The organism is Rhizobium sp. IBUN (assembly GCF_000510625.1).
Classification (GTDB): Bacteria; Pseudomonadota; Alphaproteobacteria; order Rhizobiales; family Rhizobiaceae; genus Rhizobium; species Rhizobium altiplani.
This window is the reverse complement of the sequence record NZ_AZNV01000052.1, coordinates 1-14563: the sequence shown is the minus strand read 5'-3', so window position 1 is coordinate 14563 and position 14563 is coordinate 1. Positions and strand designations below refer to the sequence as shown.

General features: G+C 58.4%; 17 protein-coding genes and 3 pseudogenes. 9 read left to right on the top strand and 11 right to left on the bottom strand.

What is annotated here, in order from left to right; all coding sequences use genetic code 11:
• The first annotated feature begins 9 nt into the window (after positions 1-9).
• From RHIBUN_RS0129190 to RHIBUN_RS0129180, 3 genes are all read left to right on the top strand, one after another.
• Positions 10-399 carry an antitoxin Xre/MbcA/ParS toxin-binding domain-containing protein gene (locus RHIBUN_RS0129190; RefSeq protein WP_025662317.1) on the top strand — a complete coding sequence of 130 codons (390 nt, stop codon included), beginning with the start codon at positions 10-12 and terminating at the stop codon, positions 397-399.
• On the top strand, positions 396-914 hold the full coding sequence (locus RHIBUN_RS0129185; protein WP_025662316.1) for an RES family NAD+ phosphorylase: 519 nt from the start codon (positions 396-398) through the stop codon (positions 912-914). Before RHIBUN_RS0129190 ends, RHIBUN_RS0129185 begins: the two co-directional genes overlap by 4 nt.
• A 295-nt stretch (positions 915-1209) precedes the next feature.
• Complete coding sequence (locus tag RHIBUN_RS0129180) at positions 1210-1431, top strand: hypothetical protein (protein WP_018857951.1); 222 nt, start codon at positions 1210-1212, stop codon at positions 1429-1431.
• A gap of 322 nt (positions 1432-1753) precedes the next feature.
• Here the strand turns inward: RHIBUN_RS0129180 and RHIBUN_RS0129175 are convergent, their stop codons facing one another.
• The 10 genes and pseudogenes from RHIBUN_RS0129175 to RHIBUN_RS37675 form a co-directional block, all read right to left on the bottom strand.
• Positions 1754-2587, bottom strand: a complete 834-nt coding sequence (locus RHIBUN_RS0129175; RefSeq protein ID WP_156932767.1) for a sugar phosphate isomerase/epimerase — start codon at positions 2585-2587, stop codon at positions 1754-1756.
• Positions 2587-3792: an FAD-dependent oxidoreductase gene (locus tag RHIBUN_RS0129170; protein ID WP_025662314.1), complete on the bottom strand. Its 1206-nt coding sequence runs from the start codon at positions 3790-3792 to the stop codon at positions 2587-2589. The genes RHIBUN_RS0129175 and RHIBUN_RS0129170 overlap by 1 nt, the downstream gene beginning before the upstream one ends.
• Before the next feature lie 51 nt (positions 3793-3843).
• Positions 3844-4788 carry a substrate-binding domain-containing protein gene (locus RHIBUN_RS0129165; RefSeq protein WP_025662313.1) on the bottom strand — a complete coding sequence of 315 codons (945 nt, stop codon included), beginning with the start codon at positions 4786-4788 and terminating at the stop codon, positions 3844-3846.
• Between the two features lie 74 nt (positions 4789-4862).
• Positions 4863-5174 carry a MocE family 2Fe-2S type ferredoxin gene (locus RHIBUN_RS0129160; protein WP_018857947.1) on the bottom strand — a complete coding sequence of 104 codons (312 nt, stop codon included), beginning with the start codon at positions 5172-5174 and terminating at the stop codon, positions 4863-4865.
• Positions 5171-6205: a sterol desaturase family protein gene (locus RHIBUN_RS0129155; protein ID WP_025662312.1), complete on the bottom strand. Its 1035-nt coding sequence runs from the start codon at positions 6203-6205 to the stop codon at positions 5171-5173. Before RHIBUN_RS0129155 ends, RHIBUN_RS0129160 begins: the two co-directional genes overlap by 4 nt.
• A gap of 148 nt (positions 6206-6353) precedes the next feature.
• Complete coding sequence (locus RHIBUN_RS0129150; protein WP_025662311.1) at positions 6354-7355, bottom strand: LacI family DNA-binding transcriptional regulator; 1002 nt, start codon at positions 7353-7355, stop codon at positions 6354-6356.
• 113 nt (positions 7356-7468) lie between these two features.
• On the bottom strand, positions 7469-7969 hold the full coding sequence (locus RHIBUN_RS0129145) for a GNAT family N-acetyltransferase (RefSeq protein ID WP_025662310.1): 501 nt from the start codon (positions 7967-7969) through the stop codon (positions 7469-7471).
• Between the two features lie 29 nt (positions 7970-7998).
• A pseudogene (locus RHIBUN_RS0129140) lies at positions 7999-8193 on the bottom strand (LysR substrate-binding domain-containing protein); the annotation flags it as partial.
• 194 nt (positions 8194-8387) lie between these two features.
• Positions 8388-9250 (bottom strand): annotated as a pseudogene (locus RHIBUN_RS34280) (nucleotidyl transferase AbiEii/AbiGii toxin family protein).
• Positions 9243-9491: pseudogene (locus RHIBUN_RS37675) on the bottom strand (transcriptional regulator); the annotation flags it as partial. The pseudogenes RHIBUN_RS37675 and RHIBUN_RS34280, both read right to left, overlap by 8 nt.
• On the opposite strand from RHIBUN_RS37675, the gene RHIBUN_RS0129125 reads away from it, so the two are divergent.
• From RHIBUN_RS0129125 to RHIBUN_RS37670, 3 genes are all read left to right on the top strand, one after another.
• Positions 9424-10818 carry an NB-ARC domain-containing protein gene (locus RHIBUN_RS0129125; protein WP_245271757.1) on the top strand — a complete coding sequence of 465 codons (1395 nt, stop codon included), beginning with the start codon at positions 9424-9426 and terminating at the stop codon, positions 10816-10818. The pseudogene RHIBUN_RS37675 and the gene RHIBUN_RS0129125 sit on opposite strands and share 68 nt — an antisense overlap.
• A gap of 267 nt (positions 10819-11085) precedes the next feature.
• A complete protein-coding gene (locus tag RHIBUN_RS0129120; RefSeq protein ID WP_025662307.1) occupies positions 11086-11841 on the top strand; it encodes an alpha/beta hydrolase in 756 nt (251 codons plus the stop codon).
• Positions 11842-11962: 121 nt separating this feature from the next.
• Positions 11963-12457, top strand: coding sequence for a DJ-1/PfpI family protein (locus RHIBUN_RS37670; protein ID WP_245271756.1), 495 nt, complete (start codon positions 11963-11965; stop codon positions 12455-12457).
• 74 nt (positions 12458-12531) lie between these two features.
• On the opposite strand, the gene RHIBUN_RS37665 is transcribed toward RHIBUN_RS37670, so the two are convergent.
• The gene (locus tag RHIBUN_RS37665) at positions 12532-12822 is read right to left on the bottom strand and encodes a hypothetical protein (protein ID WP_245271755.1); all 291 of its coding nucleotides are present in this window, start codon (positions 12820-12822) and stop codon (positions 12532-12534) included.
• Positions 12823-12878: 56 nt separating this feature from the next.
• Here RHIBUN_RS37665 and RHIBUN_RS0129110 point away from each other — a divergent pair, with 56 nt between their 5' ends.
• The 3 genes from RHIBUN_RS0129110 (at position 12879) to RHIBUN_RS0129100 (ending at position 14197) form a co-directional block, all read left to right on the top strand.
• The gene (locus RHIBUN_RS0129110; protein WP_025662306.1) at positions 12879-13178 is read left to right on the top strand and encodes an antibiotic biosynthesis monooxygenase; all 300 of its coding nucleotides are present in this window, start codon (positions 12879-12881) and stop codon (positions 13176-13178) included.
• A 384-nt stretch (positions 13179-13562) separates the two neighbouring features.
• Positions 13563-13751, top strand: a complete 189-nt coding sequence (locus RHIBUN_RS35910) for a type II toxin-antitoxin system HicA family toxin (RefSeq protein WP_084659869.1) — start codon at positions 13563-13565, stop codon at positions 13749-13751.
• 5 nt (positions 13752-13756) lie between these two features.
• Entirely contained in the window at positions 13757-14197 is a 441-nt protein-coding gene (locus tag RHIBUN_RS0129100; protein ID WP_025662305.1) for a type II toxin-antitoxin system HicB family antitoxin, read from the top strand.
• The last annotated feature ends 366 nt before the right edge of the window (positions 14198-14563 follow it).

Sequence of the window (14563 nt, the reverse complement as noted above, 5' to 3'; positions counted from 1 at the left end):
AACAAGACGATGGGACAGGCTCTCAAGCAACCCGCTCAAAATGAACCCTTGATTCTGTCCTACATGGACAGGTCCGGCAAGATTGGCATTGCGCAGGTTGCGGACGGGTTTGGGATGTCCAGAGGCCAGCTTGCCGAAACAGCCGGATTATCACGCGAGACGCTCTACAGAGCAGAGCGAAGCGGAGCAGCAAAAGCCCAGGGGCGTCTACGAGAAATGCTTGAAATCATCAGCCGGGTCAGTGACTGGGCAGGTGGCAAAGAACAAGCCATGGCATGGTACCGTGCTCAGCCGCTTCCGGCGTTTGGCGGAAGAACAGCAGAAGCGCTCGTCAAGGACGGCAAGGCCGGGGCGGTCAGGGACTATCTCGATCACATGGCGGTTGGTGGCTTTGCGTGAGGTTTACCTCAACCTGCTACCGAGCCCATGATCCACGCTGGTCTTTCAAACCGACGTCCGGCGACGGTGCGGCGATCCGTGGCGCTCGATTCAATCCCCGGGGCGTACCGGCGCTCTATCTCGGATTGAGCATCTTGACGGCCATAAAAGAGGCCAACCAGGGTTTCGCTCACCGTATCGACCCCTGTGTATTGTGCTCTTATGAAATCGACTGCGAGGATATAGCCGATCTCTCCGCCGATGAGGGCCGGAGGGAATTCTCGGTGACGCTGGAGGACATGAGCTGCGCCTGGGCGACCGCGCTTGCGAACGGCAACCGGCCGTCCTCTTGGTCAATCTACGACCGGCTTACGGCCGAGGGTATTGCCGGCGTTGTTGTTCCGAGCTTTGCGCCCGGCACGGATCCGTCAGACCGCAATCTGGTGCTCTGGGACTGGGGACCGAACTTGCCCCATCGGGTAGAGGTTTTCGACCCAAGCGGGCGGCTGCCAAGAGACCAACTGTCTTGGCTCTGATGGCGACCCTGATGCTTACCTGTCCCTGTCCTGCACCAAAGCCTCGTCGCAACATGCCACGGGGTCAGACGTCACCGGACTTGTAGGCGCCTGGCTGCCATTGCCACACTTATCACCATTGCAATTTACAAATCGGTCTTGGTGCGAGTAATGCGAAGCGGGAGCGCCGCGGATTGGCTCATTGGCCTTGCAAGGCGGGCGTCTCACCGATACTTCGACTAACGAGCGCGTACGCACAACTCAACGCGCAGCGGCACTTTCCCAGATAAATCTGAAGGATCTCTAAAGAAAGCTCATGGAAACCGAAACAGTTACGATCGAAAGCCGGAATGACTTCGCGCAATGGGCAATCGAGCGGGCACGGGCAATCGTCGCCGAGCAAGGTGGGAACTTGGCGATTGCAGCACGCGATATGGATGAACCGGCAATCGCTGCGACCGGAAACGCGCTCGGAGCCGCCATTGCAGAGGCTCTCCTTGAAGTCTTCGACGTTCTGGTGCCAAACGACGACGAATAGGCTGAGTGCGGGCCCCGTCCTTTGCCCCACCTAAAGGCTGAGCCATCCTCTTCGAAGGGATGCGCCAAACTTTCCCGTCAAAGTGGTATTATGCTATGTACTCTAGCTCTTCTGTGAGCAGGGTTTATCGGCACCAAGGCCCGACAGACCCCGGTTGGCCCTTGTCCGCCGCTGTCGACAGCCAGGCCGCGACATTTGCCGCGGCCTCGGCATTCCGTAAAGCAGGCCGTCAACTCATGAACGAGCAGCATCTTTAAGCGCACCGAAGATTACGTGATGGCCAGCGGCGCGGCGGTAAAGTTAGCTGCCTTTGGCGACGGCTCTACTGCGCGGTGGCGCTCCAAAGATCATGCACCATCTTGCGGAGCATGAGGGCCTCGGCCCAGCGGTCGGTCGTGTCGTTACCATCCCTTCCGGTTATCGCGTAAGGCTTCGGTCCCAGCTCACAGGCAAAGACCAGTTTGGCGTCTTCCGAAGCGCGCGCACGCCACGCGCGAAAACCGGACTCCCACCAACCCAGAAAGAGATCGACCCACGGACGATGGTGCGAGAAGGAGATCTCGATCTGCACCTGTTCACGCGAGGCAACACGGCCGTGGAAGGCGTGCGCATTGGCAAGTATGCGCCGGATGGATGCATCGTCTTCCTTCGTAACCGGAAAGGCGAACTCGCGAGCGACGAGGAAGTGCGAGAGGTCGGCAAGGAGTGGCAGATCCGGTCGCCGATCGAGAAGGTCGAGCGTGAAGTACAAGTCCGTCGTCATCCGGTCGCGATGGGTTTCGATGAAAACGGGAATCCCGGCGTCCTGCGCAAGCCGCATCCAGCCGTCGAGGAGCGGTAGGCAATCCTCCACTCTTCTCAGGCGCACGTTGGGCTGCAAATTGATATGAGTGACCGGAAATTCTGCCGCGAGCTCCAGCGGCAGGCGCAAGTCCTCCACGGAACGCGGAAAGCACACGCCTTCGATCTTCAGCCCCCTGCCCCGGATCGCCTCATTGAGGCCGACAACATCCGATCGCTTCGTATAGTGGGCGCTGATGCCGTCGAAGCCCGCTTCCGCAATCATCTCGATGTTCTCTTCGAGGCTGCGCTCGTGGCCGTCGGTATGGCGGCGCTCCATGGCCCAGAGCGACTGAAAGAACAACAGCTCCTGCATCACGCAGCCCGCGCAGTTTTGAGAAGGGCCTTCAGATTGACCGCCGGGTCTTCCAAATCAGCAGCATCTGGATTGACACCCGCCATGATCAGTAGCTCCGCCAGCTTGATTTCCTTGGCAAGGCTGTTTCCGGTGCCAAGTCCTGCGGCAGCAACGAGGCGGCCGTCTTCGAGATAGAATTCAAGCACACCCGCGTCAAGCGAGCGGAGGACGATCTGATGCCGCGGCTGCGGCACGCCAGCGACCTGCAGGCCGAGATCATACTGATCCGACCAGAACCAGGGCATCGCAGCAAAGGTCTCGTTCGCACCGCACATATTGCGGGCGGCAGTCTCCGCCTGGTTGCGCGCGTTGCGCCAGCTTTCGAACCGGACATGGCCACCTCCCGGCTGGGCTACTGCGGCACAGTCGCCGGCAGCAAAGATATGTCGATCGCTCGTGCGCAGAAAGCTGTCCGTCAGAATGCCGTTATCCGTCGCAAGCCCTGCTGCTTGTGCGAGTTCAACGTTCGGCACGACGCCAATTGCGGCCACAACAATATCGGCGGGAACCTGCTTACCATCAGCCAGCACGACGCTATCGGATCTGACTTCAGCAACGCCCTGCCCGAGATAAAAGTCGGCGCCCTCCTCGACGTGGCGGGCGTGCAGGCTTTGCGCAAATCGTGCCGGCACAGCGCGACCGAGCGGCCGTGATGCAGCCTCGATAATGTTGACAGCAACCCCCTTGCCGCGCAACACCGCTGCAAGCTCCATACCGATCAGTCCGCCACCGATGATGGCGACGGTTCTGGCGCTCTCCACGCGTGAGAAGATCGTGGACGCGTCCGAGAAAGTCCGGAAATCAAGTGCCCGTTCCGCGCCGGGGCAGCACAACTGCCTAGGGCGCGCGCCCGTCGCAAGAAGCAATTTGTCATAAGCCAGCGCCTGTCCGTCGCTCAAAACGACGCGCCGCTCGTGCGGATCAATCCAAGACACCGATCTGCCGGGAAAATACTCGATGCCGGCAGCGTCCAGTGCCTCAGCGGAGCAGATCGCTTTCATCTGCACCGCCCCGTCCAGTGGTTTGGAGAGAGGCGGTCGCTCATAAGGCATGTTCGGCTCGGTGCCGACCATCGCAATGGCTCCGCCGTATTCAGCCTCCCGCAAGGCAAAGGCTGCGCGCGTGCCGGCTTCTCCGGCGCCGATAATGACGATCCCGCTCATGCGTTCTCCCCTTGAAAAGTGGCCGGCGCATGAAAGCGCCGGTCGGAAGGATCAGTTCTTATTTGTGTAGTCGGCCATGTTCTTCGGCGTGACGAGTTCGAAGGGCACCCAGACCTGCTTGTCGATGGCTTTGCCGCGCGCAAGTGCGACTGCAGAATCCACTGCACTTGCTGACTGGCTCTTTGCGTTCTGGAAGACGGTCGCATCAAGGTCACCGGCAGCCATTGCGGCAAGGGCGTCCTGAGTTGCGTCGATACCGATGACAATCACATCGTTCATAGAGACGCCCGCTGCCTTCAACGCTTGAACGGCGCCAATGGCCATTTCATCGTTATTTGCAAAGACGACATCGATCGGTTTACCCGCGGTGATCCAGTTCGTCGTCAGGTCCATTGCGGTCGTGCGGTTCCAGGCGGCGGACTGCTCGTCCGCAATCGTGACACCCTTGCAATCTCCGGCCGCCAACGCTTCCTTGAAGGAGTTGGTGCGATCGCGCGAGGCCTGGTGAGCCAGATCGCCCATCAGAATGTAGACCTGCGCATCGCTGGCCTTTCCCTTCTCCTTCAGAAGCGAACATGCCGCTTCTGCGCCAAGCCTGCCGGAATCCGTTTCCTTCGAACCGACATAGGCCTGCTTTTCCGGCAACTTGCCCGAATTGTCGGGTTCAAGGTTGAGATAGACCAGAGGAATGCCGGCTTTCTCCGCGGCTTCGCTGATGCCGGGGGCAGCAGACGTGTCTGTCAGGGTCATGACGATGGCATCGACACCGGCGGCTATGAAGTTGTTGACCTGGTTCAGCTGTTTGGAAATGTCCGTCTGGGCATCTTCCACCTGCACGCTGACACCATCGACCTGCGATGCCCGGGCAGTGATGCCTTCACGCAGAAGCGTCTGGAAGTTGTTGTCGAAGCTTTGCATCGAGACGCCGATCGTTTCAGCGAAGGCAGCACTTCCCATCATGGCGGCCAGAGCAGCCGCCAAGCACACTGATTTCATGTCATCCTCCGTAAGGTGCCGGATCACCCCGATTGCACTCCGGAAGCCCGATGGGCTATTGGCTGAAGCGCGGCCTAACCGAGGGCCACACGAACCTCTCCATCAACCACCTCCGCCGGATAGGTCTTGAGGTTCTCGCAGGCCGGAAGCCGCATGGCCTCCCCCGTCCGATAGTCGAAGGCGCCGGAATGTTTGGGACATTCCACCTCGAAGTCCATGACGAGCCCGTCAGCAAGATGGATCTTCTCATGGGTGCAGAGACCGGCCGTGCAGTAGATGCTGTCATCCGGTCCGCGGTAGATCGCATAGGTGCGGCCTTCATGATCAAAGCGGATCGCGCCTTCCTGTTCGATGTCTTCGAATTTGCATGCGGATACCCAGCTCATTTGGCGGCTCCCTGCAGTTCGGAGGAAGCCTTGCGGGCGGAGAGCCTTTCCTTGCGCTTGCGATAGCGTTCCTGCATGCGGGCCTCGCCGTCGGCAGAGCCGTCGTGCCAGGTCCCGAACCACTTATCGAGCGGGATCAGGGCATCGCCGTAGTTCACCTCGAAATACTTGTGGTGCAGGTAATGTGCATAGGCGTGGCTGTCGACGAGCTTGTCTTCTCTCACTTCCACCTTGTCGAAGCCCACATGACCGGGGATTGCGCCGAAGCCCGCATAGTGAAGCTGATAGAGCATCAGGATCGGGTTTGACGGCAGAATGAGGTGATAAAACGCGGTCCCGAGATAAAGGAGATGTTCCACCGGATGCATCGACAGCGACGACCAGGGCGACGGATTCACCGAATTGTGGTGTACCGAGTGCACCCACTTGTAGAGGAACGGCGTGTGGATGAGCCTGTGGATGCAGAAGAAGTGGAACTCATGGATGATAGGAACAACGAGCGCGACAAGCGCCAGTGTCCACGGATTTTCCGAAAAGCTCAGCCACGGCGCGTAGCCATTGGCATGAGCCCAGAGCATCACGACCTCGATGCCCGTCCAGATCGTCACGCCCGACAGGAATGTACGCAACATGTTGTCGAGGTTCTGGCGATCAAACCAGAAGACGTTGTTCTTCTGATCAGCCGGGAATTTGGCATTGTACTTGAAGCGGTTTTCCTGCCGCTTCAACACATAGAGATGAAGCTCGAAGGCTCCGTAGAACAGGAACACGCAGGCTGCGTTTACCGCATAGAGCCAAAGTGCCCACCCAACACTCAACGTCTGCAGCGTCTCGACTGACGGAATGATCAAAGCCCAATAGGCGACAGCAGAAGCCGCGAAGATGACGTTCCAGGGGAAGAAATAGTGCGGCAGCCACTTTGCGATTGCCAACAGCTTTGGGGGAAAGACGAACAGCGGCGCAGTCTCGACCGGCTTGTTCGGCGCCCAGTCGCCTCGCTTGTTCCGCGTCCCGTATTTCAGGTCGTCCATGGCGCTCTCCTTCGGCAAATCCTTTTACGGAAAGGAGTGGCCAAGCGCCTGAATCCGTGTCGTTTCCCTTGAAACGCCGGCTCTCCTCCCGCTTTTGAAACTAGCAGGAGACAGTGAAACCTGCGAAGACTTCATTGATCAAAATAGATCAAAGGCTTTCGGCGGTGATCGTGATGAAGCGAATGGGGTTACGGTCAGGCTCGATTTTCGTAAGACCGACGCGGTGCAGCACGATATCGAGGGCGCGCTGCGCCTGTGCTTCGGGCGCCTGATCGAGCACCACGTCCATGATGCCGTCGCGCAGCGCCGTGCGGGTGTAGTCGGTCAGTTCGTGACCGACGAAAAGAATGTCTCTGCCCCGGTCGCTGCGGCGGAGAACGTCGATCACGGCGGAATTCGCGCCACCGGCATTATAGAGCCCGACGAGGTTCGAATACTTCTGCATCGCCATGATCAAGGTCTCCGTACTGAACCGCTCCTCGTCGCGGGTAAAGCCGAGCCACTCGAAGTTGACCGAACCGGGGTGATCACGGAAGTACTCGGAAAAGCCGCGGATCCGATCGCGATGCACCTGGTAGATAGGGTGGCAAAGGGCGACAACCGGCCCCTGCGACCGAACCATGCGGCAGATGAAATGGGCCGCCGTGCGGCCGGCGGCATAGTTGTCTATTCCGACAAATTCGACCTGATCCTCAGACGCGCGCGTAACCACATGGACGATAGGGATACCCTGCGCTGCCACAGCTTCCACCGCCGCCTTGACCAGCGGGCTGTTGGGGACGGCGAGTATAAGCCCAGCTCGCGGATAGTCCGCCGCTGTGATTGCGCGAGCGATTTCCTGCGGGTTCATTTCCTCGACGAAGCGCCTGTGGACGACGACCAGCGGATCAATACTGTGGGCAATCTGTTCGAATGCGTTGGAGAGCCGCCGATAAAACGTGGTTTCAGGACGGACCATCAAAACGTCAACCCGCAGCAGGCCGCGATGCGTATCGGGAAGGACACGCGGATAATCCAGACTGCGCGCGGCAATAACGACCTTCTCGACAAGTTCCGGCCTGACGCCCCCTCGCCCGTTCATCACTCGCTCGACGGTGGCCGTCCCCACGCCTGCCTCGCGGGCAATGTCCGTGTAATTCGCCCTGCTCATGTTCCCCCCGCGTGTCGCGGAATTATCCAATGGGAACCGCCGTTTTGCAATCTTGCCCTTAGTTCGAACCAACGTGGGCCGATCAAAGAGCTGCTGTCAATCGAGGCCGCCATTCAAAGCTGGAGGGTCATCTCCACCATCGTTGGCTTAAAACCCATAGACGCGAAGAGACGTTGCCCGGCGTCGTTGCGATGCGCCGTCGACAAGACGATCTGCGTGGCCCCTCGCCCTCCCAACTCGCCGACCATTGCCGCCAGCAACGCTCGACCGGCTCCTCGTCGACGGTGGCGCTCCTCGACGAAGATGTCATGGATGACGCCAGCCGGCCCACGCAGTGACATATAATCGGATCCCTCAAGACCCGCATAAGCGTATCCGACGACCCTTCCATGGATCTCGGCAACGAGGACCACGACGTCGGGCTTGTCAAGTTGACTTCTCAGGTGGCTCGAATAGGCCGTCGGAGTTCTAGGACTTCCGGCGATAAAGCGTCGCGCGTCCCAGCCGTGGTGGAGCGAGACAAGCTCCGCTCCGTACATGCCAAGGAGATCGATGTCTGCCTTTGTGGCTGGCCTCAATGTCGTCTCAAACTCGTCGCTGGTTTCCGGTTCCATTTTGCTTTCCAGTTCCATGCTTTGCAGGCTCATTCACCGCAGTAGCGAAGCGCCTCGACCAGCACCGAAAACGCGGCCGAAGTTTGCCGCCTGCTCGGGCAGTATAGATGATAGCCCGGAAATGGCGGGCACCAGTCGTCGAGCACCCGGACCAGCCTGCCGCTCGCAAGATGGTCGGCGACACTATCCTCCATGACGAAGCCCAGGCCGAAGCCATCCACGCTCCGTCCCCGACACTATGTCCACTATCGTGTTGATGACGTATTGGTGCGACCCCACGCGCTCATCCTAACGACCTTTAGGTCTGTCACAACATTCTTAAAGGTCTTGATTGGATACGAACCGACGACACGTTATTTACTTTGTCGACGCAATCGACTTGCAATCGCTCCACAGCCGGCGGTGGCGACCAAACCGCTCACTTGCCCAGCTTCGCAGCCGCAACAGCGTGCGGTATCGGGAACGTGGCAATCTCGGTGAGGACGTCCGTCAGATCGCCAGGATCGTGTGCAACGCCCTCGACGAAAGCGTGCCATTGCCGCTGCTTTTGCTCGTCCTCGGCAAAGGCGTTCGTCAGGGCGTCCGGTAGCTCGGTGGGGATTGGAGTTTCGCGCTGCTCGAACGTCGCTGCGATTGCACGCGCCAATCTGTCATCGGTGAAATCGAATGACCTGCTGAGAACCAAGATATCGTATAAGTCCTTCATCCGGCTGTTTGCACGCCCCAGCATGGCCATCGCCTGGAACTTCTCGGCTATAACGGTCTCCCGAGCATAGGCTCGGAGCCTGGGCATCGGAAAACCGAGCATGGAAGGATAATCTAACATCTCCGCCCCAGGCTCAAGCGCATCGCCAAACCCGATGTCGATCGTCAGGGTGATCCGGGCTCCGCTGATCGAAGCGACCACCCGCACCCTGAGCCCACCATACTCCAGTCCCTCGCGAATGCGATCCACACGTAAAGTTTTGGCGTCGAACGTGACGCCACCATCAGCCGGGTGCTCCAGAATCTCCCGAAAGGTCGCCAGCATCGGGTCTGGTTCGGGATTGCCAAAGCCCAAAAGGTCCAGATCGCGCGTACCGCGGTGGGGATCGTCAAACCAACTCATCATCAGCATCGCAGCACAAAGCGACCGGCGTGGGGCGACTGGCTGATCCGAAACAATAATCGTTCAAGGGCGAAACGCGTCAGAACCAGATCAAAGCTCTGCCCGCTTGCCTTGCCGAGTTGCAGCAGGCGGGCGCGGACCGAGGCGCTGACGTTTCTGATTTCCTTAGCCATTTGCGGTCAGTGCCTCTATATACGGACGGATTACAGTCCCCACGCCACCACGCTCGGCTTGGTCAGCGATTTCGCCCGGAGTAGCCCTTCGTTGCCGCAGCGCCTCCTGCAGCCCCTCTATCGCTGCGGATAGGCCAATCTTGTTGCGGTAGCGAAAGCAATCGGCAATCGTTTTGGCGATTCCAAAAATCTTCACCGGAACGCCTTCAACGACATGGGTCTCGACGCTTTCATTGAGAAGGCTGAACATACGAGTGCAAATGCCACATCTGAGGCGCGAAATCGGCTGCGGCGAAAACGGCAATCGCTATATCGTCAGCGTGGCAGGTCGCGGTTACAGTTTCGTCGCCCCGGTCAAATGGGAGGACACTGCCGAACTCGAAAAAACCGTCTATACACACTTGAACCACAGTGGATCCGTCGCAACGACAACCGCCTTTCCGCCTCCGTTGAGCCATACGGTCGGCCGCGACGAGAACGTTTCCAAACTTTCGCAGATGGTGGCGGAGCGCCGGTTCGTCGCAATTGTGGGGACGGGCGGAGTCGGCAAAACGACACTCGCCATTTTAGTGGCGCACGCGCTACCCACGTTCGAATATGCATATTTTGTTGATCTGGGCACGATCGATAATGAAGCGGCGGTATTGGGAGCGGTAGCCTCGGCTCTGGGGATTCCCCTTTCAGAAGAGGATACCATAGGCGACATTGTCGGCCACCTGTCGTCACAGCGCGCCCTGGTGGTTATTGACAATTGCGAACACGTTATAGTCGCCGTGACAGATATCGTGGGGTCGCTTCTGCGGCATAGTGCCAATGCGCATATTCTCGCCACGAGCCGGGAAGCCTTCCGTTTGCCCGGCGAAGGAGTTTATCTTCTCCGCCCACTTGCGGTTCCTCCTCATGCAGGTCGGTTGACCCTCGCAAAGGCGCTGCTTTGGCCGGCGATCCAGCTCTTCGTGGACCGTGCGATCGATAGCGGCTACCTGGAGCCTATGGGCACCGAGGAAGTAGCAACAATAGCGACCATCTGCAGACGGTTGGACGGCAATCCGCTGGCGATTGAACTCGTGGCAAGCCGCATGGGACCTTATGGCTTAGAGAGAGTTGCAGAACTATTGGACAATCAGCTCACCTTACGATGGAGAGGCAGGCGCCACGCCAGCGCACGCCATCAAACAGCTGAAGCGATGATGGATTGGAGTTACGCTCTCCTGTCCGAACCCGATCAACAGGTATTCAGGCGACTGTCGGTATTTGCGGGCGAATTCTCCGTTGATGCTGCCATCGCGATCCTGGAAGACGATGGCCACGGGCACGCAGACATCATTGAATCGATCGGCAGCCTTGTCGACAAATCTCTCCTTTCACCTCATCCGGGAACAGGACCCGCGCACTTCATGTTGACGGGGATCGCTAGGACCTATGCCGCGTATAAGCTCCTTGCCACGGGGGAGCGCGCCCTCATCGAGGAACGCCGATCTTTGTACCAAGCCCAAGCGCCCCGACAGTGCCGCGGAAGCATGGCTGTCTCTTCGCATAACGGACGGGCGATTCAACTCCAAGCGTAGTGAACCATTCTTGCAATTCCAGCGTTCGGGCAGCGACTTACGATTGCCCGACCTATTTGACACGCGCTACCGGCGGCCCGCCTCGGAGCCGCCGGTCTCTGAGTGACCAATTTTCCATCGGGACCAGACACAGACTTTGAGAAGACGCATGCGCACGTCTAACCACGCAACAATCGCAGGATTTAACCGCAATTAATATGCGTCCGAGCCTCCCTTGGATGATTATTCCCGGTATCGCCATTGAGAGCACCTATCGGAGGATGTCGGATGTCCCGAACTCTTGGACTTCTCTTCAGCGCCCTGGTGGCGTTCGCAACCACATGTCCCGACGCTGTCGCGGCGGATCTCAAAGCCAAGACCGTCGTCCTTGTTCACGGCGCTTTCGCCGACGGATCGTCCTGGCAGAAGGTCATCCCTCTCTTGGAACGAGCCGGACTGAAAGTCATCGCCGTCCAAAATCCACTGGAATCTCTGGAAAGCGACGTGGCCTTCACGGAGCGAGCGATCCGTGATGCCGAAGGACCCGTCGTACTCGTCGGTCATTCGTGGGGCGGCGTCGTCATCACCGAAGCGGGTGATGCTTCGAAGGTCAAGTCATTGGTCTATGTGGCTGCCTATGCGCCTGATGTCGGAAAATCGCTGGTGGACGTCGCCTCCAAATATCCGGCCCAAGAAAGCAGGAAAACATACATCAAGGACGAGGACGGGTTTCTCAAGATAAGCGATGACGGTATCGCCAGATACTTCGCAGCCGGACTGCCTCCGGAAGAGCAGAGGCTCGTTGCCGCTGTTCAAGGACGGCTGCACGCGAACGCCACCACCACGCCCGTCAGCCATGCCGCCTGGCGCGACAAACCGTCGTTCATGGTTGTGGCGACTGAGGATCAGATCATCGCTCCCGATTTACAGAGGGATCAAGTGAAAACCGCGAAAGCCGAGATGGTTGAAGTGCCATCTGGTCACGTCGCGATGCTGTCTCATCCGAAAGAGGTTGCGGATCTCATTGTGAGGGCCGCTCAATAGACCGGCAATCGTGACAACGGCGCAGGCAGAGCAGCAATGAAATTCCGATCGCGGGCGAGCCCAACCACTGCGGCCGTCCGCCGGCGCACAGATCTTAACCGCACCAGATCAGGAGATCGCCATGAGCAAAGGTAACGTTCTCGTCGTTGGCTCAAACGCCACCCGGATTGAAATTCAGGGAGGTGGCACCGGTCCGACCGGCCAATATCTAAACGAAACAGTGGTGCCAGCGATGGCCCTTGTTGACGCTGGATACGAGATCACGTTGGCTACCCCCGACGGCACCAAACCGCACATCGATCCCGTGTCGGACGTAGCGCAACATTTTGACGGCGACGAAGCTGCCTACAAGCGCGGGCACGCATTTTTCAAGGACCATCGAGCGATGAACGATGTTAGGACCTTGCGATCGGTGATAGAGGGCAGGCTCGATCGCTATGCTGGCCTGTTTGTGCCTGGCGGCCAGGCACCGGTCGTCGATCTCATGCAGGACGCTGATCTCGGCGAAATCCTGCGGCACTTTCATGCACGCGGGAAACGAACGGCCCTCCTTTGCCCGGGCCTATTGCCTCGCTCGCCGCGCTACCCCACGCAAGGGAATATCGGGCCGCCCTGATTGCAGGCGATATTTCCAAAGCGTCCGAACTCGCTAGGGGCTGGCAGTATGCCACCTACAAGATGACGGTGTTCTCAGCCAGCGAAGAGAAACCAATCGAAGAGCAGATTCTCCATGGCAAGCTTTATTTCACGATGCCCGACGCGCTGAGTATGGCGGGTGGCGAAGTCATAACGAACCCCATCGACTTCTCCCCGCATGTGGTGGAAGACCGCGAGCTTATCACGGGCCAGAATCCCCGATCGGATCATCCCCTTGCAGCGAAATTGATCGCCGCCCTCGACCGAGTGACGGTTTCGGCCTGAATTGATGAAGTGCGGCATGAAAGGTGTTGGTGCACCTTCCATGCCGTTGTCCAGACCCACAAGCTGTCACATGCCCCAACGACTCGCCCACGTGCGGTCAATCAGGAGCTTTCGGCATGACGCAAACGCCGACCAAGATCATCGCTATCCTGACCGCTCACCTTGGCAAGGCGCCCGAGCTGCGAGCATTGCTCATTAGCATGGCGCCACTTTGTAGAGCCGAGCCCGGCAATCTACGTTGGGATGTATGGTGCGACCGAGCGCATGGCGAGCGCTACATACTGGATGAACTCTACCTGGACGCAGCCGCCGTCGAGGCGCATCGCATGACACCCCACTATCAAGCTTATCTCGGCAAGATTCCTGAACTCGCCGAGCGAACGGCATGGGTGCTGGAGACGGTAGCAATCGGATAAGTGCTTGTCGGCTCCGCGCCGCCCCTGACGGTCGCGGCGCGGGTGAGCAATTATTCCACCGCACGTGACCGGCGATGCTCTAGGCAAGGATAGGTCTCCTCACCCAGTCGCCACCCGTAGCAAATTCTAAGGTCGTGAACAGGATCGAACCGGAAACAATCTGCGCGAATAGCTATGTACCTGCTAACGCTTATCTTCTTTGTTCGCCTGTGGCGCTGGTTCCCTTCGATATGTCGCGACTTTCTAAGTACAAACGGGAACATGTTTCGATTGTGAAGGGTCCGTCGCGCGTTGGTGGCGAGAACCTCACCTTCACTCACTGAGGATCGGGAGTCATATTATGTTGCGCTTGTCGCGATACACATTCGTGTGTATGGTCTGGGAATGAAGAGCGGTGATATCATTGTGGCCCTGCAAAAGGATGGCTGGTACGAGGTCGCCACCAAGGGCAACCATGTCCAGTTTAGGCATCCCGAGAAACCTGGACGCGTCACTGTTCCACACCCGAAAAGGGACATCCCAATCGGAACACTGAAGAGTATCGAGAAACAAGCCGGACTTAAACTGAGGTAGCGAACATGCGCAACTATATCGGATTGATCCATAAGGACGCTGACAGTGATTACGGCGTGTCCTTTCCCGATTTTCCTGGCCTGATCACTGCTGGAATGGACCTCGACGATGCGCGAGCTATGGCCGAAGAAGCCTTAGCCCTACACATTGAAGGTCTAGCGGAAGACGGCGAAGCAATTCCCGAACCCTCCACACTGGAGGCGGTGATGGCAGACGCGGAGAACCAAGACGGCGTTGCAATTCTAGTTGGCGTCAAGACGGAAGCCAAAAGAGCGGTTCGCGTAAATATCACTCTGCCAGAAGATGTCCTAAAGGCAATCGATGCGTTCGCAGAAGCCCATGGGTTGACCCGATCAGGCTTCTTGGTCCGAGCTGCCAAGCATGAGATCGGGCACGCAAACGACGACTACGACGATAACTACGCAGAGACACGGCTAGGGGCCTAAGCGGACGACGGTGAGGATGGTCGAGGCCTTGCGATTCTTCGGTCAGACTGCGGGTTTCACAAAGTCGCGGACAATGATTTCAGTAAGTTGCGGACACCGATTTCAGTAAGTACGGGACAGCGATTTCAATAAGTCGCGGACAGGCCCGGCGACGGATTTAGATCGATTTTCGTGAGCGCCGATCTGGCACTTTGCCCTCGTGTTTTGAGCGAGGACATGATGCCCAGACGGAAGCAAGCGAGACATACTGACGTGAAGGACATCCGATCGATCCTGCGGCTGACGTTCGAGCAGGGATTGTCGATACGCGCCGTTTCTGAACGGCTGAAGATGAGCAAGACGTCGGTTTCGACGTATCTGCTGCGA